5 protein-coding genes are annotated in these 6,547 nt (G+C 60.6%); 1 reads left to right on the top strand and 4 read right to left on the bottom strand.

From position 1 onward, the window contains the following. The 4 genes from CKW23_RS26580 to CKW23_RS26175 form a co-directional block, all read right to left on the bottom strand. On the bottom strand, nt 1–679 hold a 679-nt coding region (locus tag CKW23_RS26580), incomplete at its 3' end, for a DUF6531 domain-containing protein (protein ID WP_256590431.1). Between the two features lie 23 nt (nt 680–702). Continuing rightward, a complete protein-coding gene (locus tag CKW23_RS26575) occupies nt 703–1,473 on the bottom strand; it encodes a hypothetical protein (RefSeq protein ID WP_177434628.1) in 771 nt (256 codons plus the stop codon). Then, a complete protein-coding gene (locus tag CKW23_RS08300; RefSeq protein WP_095067380.1) occupies nt 1,470–4,454 on the bottom strand; it encodes a type VI secretion system tip protein VgrG in 2,985 nt (994 codons plus the stop codon). The genes CKW23_RS26575 and CKW23_RS08300 overlap by 4 nt, the downstream gene beginning before the upstream one ends. An 81-nt stretch (nt 4,455–4,535) precedes the next feature. Further along, nucleotides 4,536–4,751 (bottom strand): hypothetical protein, encoded by a 216-nt coding sequence (locus tag CKW23_RS26175; protein ID WP_143008711.1) that lies wholly within the window; start codon nt 4,749–4,751, stop codon nt 4,536–4,538. 410 nt (nt 4,752–5,161) lie between these two features. On the opposite strand from CKW23_RS26175, the gene gltP reads away from it, so the two are divergent. Next, nucleotides 5,162–6,493 (top strand): glutamate/aspartate:proton symporter GltP, encoded by a 1,332-nt coding sequence (gene gltP / locus CKW23_RS08295; protein WP_025257864.1) that lies wholly within the window; start codon nt 5,162–5,164, stop codon nt 6,491–6,493. The last annotated feature ends 54 nt before the right edge of the window (nt 6,494–6,547 follow it).

The raw sequence follows: 6,547 nt of genomic DNA, 5'->3' as shown, positions 1-6,547 counted from the left end.
GCTCGTAATGCAGCATCACCCCGGCACCGTTGCGCAACTCGATACCGGTCAGGCGATAGTGCTGGCCGTGGCGCAGGTAGGTTTCCTTGCGTTCCAAGCCGCGACACAGCACCAGTTGCTCTTCACTGGCGCGCACCAGGGTGACGTTTTCGATGGCGTCGTAATGGAACAAGCCCACCGCAGGCAGCGGGCAGGCATGGCTGCGGCCATCGGCGTCGTGGAACATCAGCCCGTCATCGACCCGGTCGAAGCGGGTGGTGAGTTCGCTGATCCAGCGTGCGCCCATGACGCCTTGATCGTAGGCCGACAAACGCGAGTTATAGAGACGCGCCCAGTGAATAGGGAAAGGACCGGGCAGGCTGAAGTCGGTGTGGCTGAAGGTTTCGGAGCCGAGGGCGAAGCTGATGCTGTTGCCTGTAACGGCGCAGACCCCGTTTTTCGGGCACTGGGGATCGCCGGTGGCGGGTGCCTGTTTTTCCTGCGCCCCCATCTCCCCTTCGCCCGCTTGCTTTGTTGCCTGGCTGGTGGTGCCCGATTTGACGCTGGCGCTCTGGCCACGCAACTGACGCTTGCGCCAGGAAGCAACCGAGGTCGCCAGCATTTGCAGCAGCCAGCCAATGGAGTGCAAGGCTCGGGGATCGCTCAGGCGGCTTAGTTGGGCGCTCAGCTCCGGGCCCATGGCTTTGAGGCCGGCGGTTTCGGTCAGTACCCGTTTCTTCGCTTCGTCGGGCAGCAGGTTTTTTGCCGCACTGTTGGCGACACCCTTGCCTGCCGCCTTGTAGGCACTGAACAGCCCGCCGAAGATATTGCCGATGGCGGCCTTGGGGTCATTGAGCAGTTGGTCGCCTGCCTTGCTGAGCTGGGCGTTGGCAGCCTTGAGGTCGCCCTTGGCATCAAGGGTGCCGTTGGCCCGGCTTCCAGGCCCTTGGCGATTTCGCTGATCACGTCTTCGCCCAGCTTGCCTGCGTCCTTGAGGATCGCTGCCAGCTTGGGTTCTGCCTGTTTGACGAAGTCATCGATGGTGCCGACGATGGTGGCGTTCAGGTGCCCGATCAGAATCTCGATCAGGGCATCGCCCATCACCAGCTTGGCGCTGTGGCGCAGTTCCTGGCGCACCAGAAACAGTGTCGGGCGCAGGCTCATGCGCGCCGCAGCCATGGTGGGTGGCGCTGGCAACACGCCGATCAGGTTGATGCCCAGGCTCACCCAGTCGAGCATTTCGCGTTTCTGGCTCTTGGTCAGAGTGACGATATCGCTCAGCGCATCGACCAGCGCCATGATGTTGCCCACCACCGGCAAGGCCCCGGCGGTGTTCTTGATCCGCTCCAGGGTCACGATGCCGCCGCTGACTTCCTGCAACCAGGCATCGAAGACCGCTGCCCCGCGTCCCACGTCTTGCAGGTCGAGGGTATTGAGCGGCGCGACTGCCACCTGTGCTTCACGTTTTGCTACCGCAGTAGTCTCAGTCGTCATGACAGCATCTCACCCGCCAGAAGATCGGGCGTTTTCAGGGGAATCGAGGGAGGCGTGAGGGGCGGCAGGCTCGGCAGCTTGGGCATGCTCGGTAGTGTGGGCAATTGCGCCAACTTGCTCGCGTTGCCCAGTACCGACGCCGCACTCGGCACGACGGTGCCGGCCAGGTTGGCCAGTTGCGGAAGGCCTGATGCGCCAGCCTGCAATGCACTTTTGGCTTGCTGGGCGGTCTGCACGGCTCCTTGTGCGGATTGCACCACGCCCATGCCTTTCTGGACGGCGGCCATTCCGTTACTGGCCATCTCCATCCCGCCCTTGGCCAGCGCCTTGCCGCTGTCCAGCAGCTCGGCAGCCTTGCCTTCGCTCGGCAGTACACTGGCTACCATCGCCTCGATGGACGACGGCGCGCTGTCACTCTCCGGCTGTTCCGCTGGCCACTCAGGTTTGCCGATGTAGCTGCCGTCGCTCCAGGTATCCGCCGGGTCTGGCCCGAACTTCACCTGCGCGGGTCCTGGTGCTGCGCCCGAAACCGTGGCAAAGCCCTTGGCATCAAGGCTGCCCTTGAGGCTCTTGCCCAACGCATCGATAACCTCGAAGTCTCCCCCTTTGATGCCCTGTAATCCCGCGTACTGGTTGAACAGCTCCAGCGTGCCTTGGCCCGGTTTTGGCGGTTCGGGGAAGACGCCCGCCAGACTCTTGGCCCCGGTGTAGGCAAAGTTCGCTGCGTGTGCGGTGTAGGGGCCGGGTGTGGCGTGGGTAATGCCGCCCGCGTTGTAGGTGGTAGCGCTGCCGCCGCCCTGTATCACCAGTTCGGTCTTGGCGGTGATGGTGATGCGGTCGGCATTGGCGGTGATATTGAGCTTGGCCAGCAGGTTGATGCTGTCCTTGAGGGCTTTGACGTCGATGTCGCCGGAGACGGCCACCAGCCGCCAGCCCAGGTTCTGCACGAACAGCCGCATGCCCTGACTGGCGCTGGCCAGCAGGCGTTTGCCGATGGACAGGCTGGTGTGCCCGGTGCTGCTCAGGGCCAGGTGTTCGCCGGTGGCGATATGGCTGGAGCGCGGTGTGGACAAGGCGATGCCGGCCGGGCTCGCCAGCACCAGATGCGGTTCGGTGAATTCCGGAAACTCATTGGCGCTCATGTTTGCCGGACCGCTGCCCAGAATGCCCTGATGCTGGGCGTGCAGCGCTTTGGCCACATCGTCCTGATCGCCAGTTTCCTGAGCCTGCACTTCGCGAGCCTGGGCGCCCAGGCCGTCCTGTTGCTCGCTGGCGGTGGCCAGTCGTTCGGCCGTTTCGGGCAGGTCCTTGTGGTGTTTCGATTCGTTGGGGCGTGGTTCGGTTGTGATCAGCAACCCTGCCGCCGCCCGCACCGCGCCATGGCGGTCGGTGCGCAGCTCGAAGCCTTCACCGCGGGGTTTGCCGCCGGAAGGGCGTGGATGGGTCAGGTAGCCGAGGTTGATCGCACTGGCACCATGGTCGCTGCGCAGCGCGATGCTGATCTCGCTGGTGGTGTCGTCGATGCGCAGTTCGTTGGCGCGGCTGCCCTTGTATTCCTTGCTCTTGACCGTGGCCAGGGTCTTGAAGTCCGGCAGTTTGTAGGGCGGCAGGTTGACGCCGTGGTACAGGCAGCCGGTGAGCAGCGGCTGATCGGGGTCGCCTTCCAGAAAGCTGATCAGCACTTCCATGCCGATGCGAGGCAGGTTGATCGAGCCGAAGTTCTGGCTGGCCCAGTTTGACGCCACGCGCATCCAGCAACTGGTCTTGTCGTCGTGCTCGCCTTCGCGATCCCAGAAGAACTGCACCTTCACCCGACCGTACTGGTCGCAGAAAATCTCCTCGCCTTCGGGGCCGGTGACCACCGCCCGCTGAGTGCCCAGCACCTGTGGCTTGGGGTGATCCAGTGGCGGGCGGTATGGCACGTCCCATGGGGTGGCCGTGAAGCGGTTGCGGTAGCCCTGGTGAAAATCGTCCTTGAGGTCTGTGGTGTCGCTGGTCACCGACTCTTCCAGAACCTGCGGCTGCTTGCCCTCATGGAAAATCTCGGTGAGCAGCCACAGATCGTTCCAGGCCGCGTTGGTATGTTCGGTCAGCGACAGGAAGTGTCCACTCACCAGCAACGGCTGGTCACTGCGGCCTTCTGCCAGGCGGTAATCACTGCGATGGCGCTCCAGCGCCCGGTTGGCCAGGTGTTTGCCGCGCTGGCGATCGGTGAAACGGCCTGGGTAGTCGTAATCCTCCAGGTCTGGCTGGGCTTCGCTTTTGGCGTCGCTTTCCAGCTCGATACGCGGCTTGGTGAAGTCGTAGTCGCGCCGTGTCGTGCGGCTGGTGCGGGTCGTCAGGCGCAACTCGAAGCGCTTGATGACCGGCGTGTCGGCGACCAGGCCGTTGTCCTGCTGGTAAGCCACCGGGGCCAGCTTGGGGAACACTGTCTGGTCGTCGCCGAACACCAGCGTGTGGGCACTGCTGCTGTGCTGGAAGTGGTAGTGAATCCCCTCTTCTTCGCACAAGCGCTGGATGAATTGCAGGTCGGACTCGTCGTATTGCACGCAGTACATCCGCTCGGGGTATTCCGTACTCAGATGAAACTGGTGATCGCTGGCCAGAATGCCGTGCTCTTCCAGTACCTGGGTGATGATCTGTGGCACCGTCATTTGCTGGAAGATGCGCTGATTGATGCGGTGCGCCAGATAAGCCAGCTTCGGGCGCAGACTGATCCGGTAGCGGGTCAGGCGCTTGCCGGCCTCGCCCTGAGCGATGCTGTACACCAGGCCATGAATGCCGGTGCCCGAGGGCGACAGTTGCAGGAACGCGAGCTTGTGCAGCAGCCCTTCGAGGTCCAGCGAGGCTTTTTCGCTGACCAGTTCCAGTTCAAAGGCGAAGGGTGTGTTGAGCGCTTCACGGCCTTCAAAGGCCAGAACCTGAAAGTCTGCGCCTTCAAGGGTCAGCGTGAAATGGGGCTGGTTGGCCGATGAGAACATCCCTTGTTCCTCGTGCATGGCTGCACGGGCACGAATTGCTTTTCTGGCTATCCATGCCCGCAAAAGTAGCCGGTGTATCTCCTATTCCCGGTAGGGCAAAAAACCGGCCGGGATGAATGGCGCAAAAAGTTGCTCACGGCTGTGCAATTTCTTGCGCAGTCGTCTGTAAGAGTTGAAGTAAAAAGTCTGCATTAAAATATGCACAGGATTATCAATAATCAAGTGTGCAACTTCTTGCGCACTTTTCCCCGTTGCCAAATATGTTGCTGAATGTATGCCGCCAAGCGGTGGATTCATGGGGCAAATCAGCCTGTTCCACCGCGCCAGAATGACCGTCGATCCAATATTTCTTCGTAAGGGTACTGGCCGGTTGGCTCTCTGCCACGCAGCCGTTGCCAATTTCTCTTGCCAGGCTGGAGGCGACGTTCTAGCCACTTTGGGAGGCAATAGGGACAACTTTTTTGTGTCGCTATTAGATACGAAATTTCATTTTGTTATGCCGATTCGGCATGAGGTAGTCGTTTATGGCATTAGACGTGCCTGTGTGCCATGGGAATAGTTGCGCCTTTTTTCACCTGCAATAGAGCATGAACGCTCGTTTGCAGGGGCCTTTTCTGGGTGTTTCCGGTTTCGACACTGCCTCTGTAAAAGCAGTTTCAGCATGTCGGTTATGGATATGTCCAGCCACTAAAAACAAGGGTAAATGAATGAAGAAGGCAAAGCTGAGTCTGGCCTGGCAGATTCTGATTGGACTGGTACTGGGGATTGCCCTCGGTGCGTTGCTCAACCACTTCAGTGCCGAGAAGGCCTGGTGGATCAGTAATATCCTGCAACCAGCAGGCGATATCTTCATTCGTCTTATCAAAATGATCGTGATCCCGATCGTGATTGCCTCGCTGATCGTCGGTATTGCCGGTGTGGGCGACGCGAAGAAGCTGGGTCGCATCGGTCTCAAGACCATCATTTACTTTGAAGTCGTCACCACCATCGCGATCCTTGTCGGTCTGGTTCTGGCCAACGTGTTCCAGCCGGGCGCGGGCATCGACATGAGCACCCTGGGCACGGTCGATATCTCGAAGTATCAGCAGACCACTGCCGAGGTTCAGCACGATCACGCATTCATCGCGACGATCCTCAACCTGATCCCCTCCAATATCTTCGCTGCCATGGCGCGTGGCGAAATGTTGCCGATCATCTTCTTCTCGGTGCTGTTCGGTCTGGGCCTTTCCAGCCTGCAAGCCGAAGTGCGTGATCCGCTGGTGAAGATGTTCCAGGGCGTCTCGGAAACCATGTTCAAAGTCACCCACATGATCATGAACTACGCCCCGATCGGCGTATTCGCGCTGATCTCGGTGACAGTCGCCAACTTCGGTTTCGCTTCCCTGCTACCGCTGGCCAAGCTGGTGATCCTGGTCTACGTGGCCATCGCTTTCTTTGCCTTCGTGGTGCTGGGCCTGATCGCCCGCATGTTCGGCTTCTCGATCATGAAGCTGATCCGCATCTTCAAGGACGAGCTGATCCTGGCTTACTCCACCGCCAGCTCCGAAACGGTCCTGCCGCGTGTGATCCAGAAGATGGAAGCCTACGGCGCGCCGAAAGCCATTTGCAGCTTCGTGGTACCGACCGGCTACTCGTTCAACCTCGACGGTTCGACCCTGTACCAGAGCATCGCGGCCATCTTCATTGCCCAGTTGTACGGCATCGATCTGTCGGTCGGCGCGCAGATGATGCTGGTGCTGACCCTGATGGTCACCTCCAAAGGCATCGCGGGCGTTCCGGGCGTTTCCTTCGTGGTACTGCTGGCCACTCTGGGCAGCGCGGGTATCCCGCTGGAAGGCCTGGCATTCATTGCCGGTGTCGACCGCATCATGGACATGGCGCGTACCGCACTGAACGTGATCGGCAACGCCCTGGCGGTATTGGTTATCGCTCGTTGGGAAGGCATGTACGACGAGGCCAAGGGCCAGCGCTACTGGAATTCCCTGCCGCACTGGCGCAGCAAGGACCCGGTTCCTGCTGCCACTCCGCTCGCTGACTGATCGCTGATCGGTTGCACCGACAAACCCCGGACTTTCCGGGGTTTGTCGTATCTG

Origin of the sequence: Pseudomonas sp. Irchel 3A18, assembly GCF_900187465.1 — a bacterium.
Lineage (GTDB): Bacteria > Pseudomonadota > Gammaproteobacteria > Pseudomonadales > Pseudomonadaceae > Aquipseudomonas > Aquipseudomonas cichorii.
The sequence above is the reverse complement of the archived record's forward strand: the minus strand, read 5'-3'. Positions and strand labels throughout refer to the sequence as shown.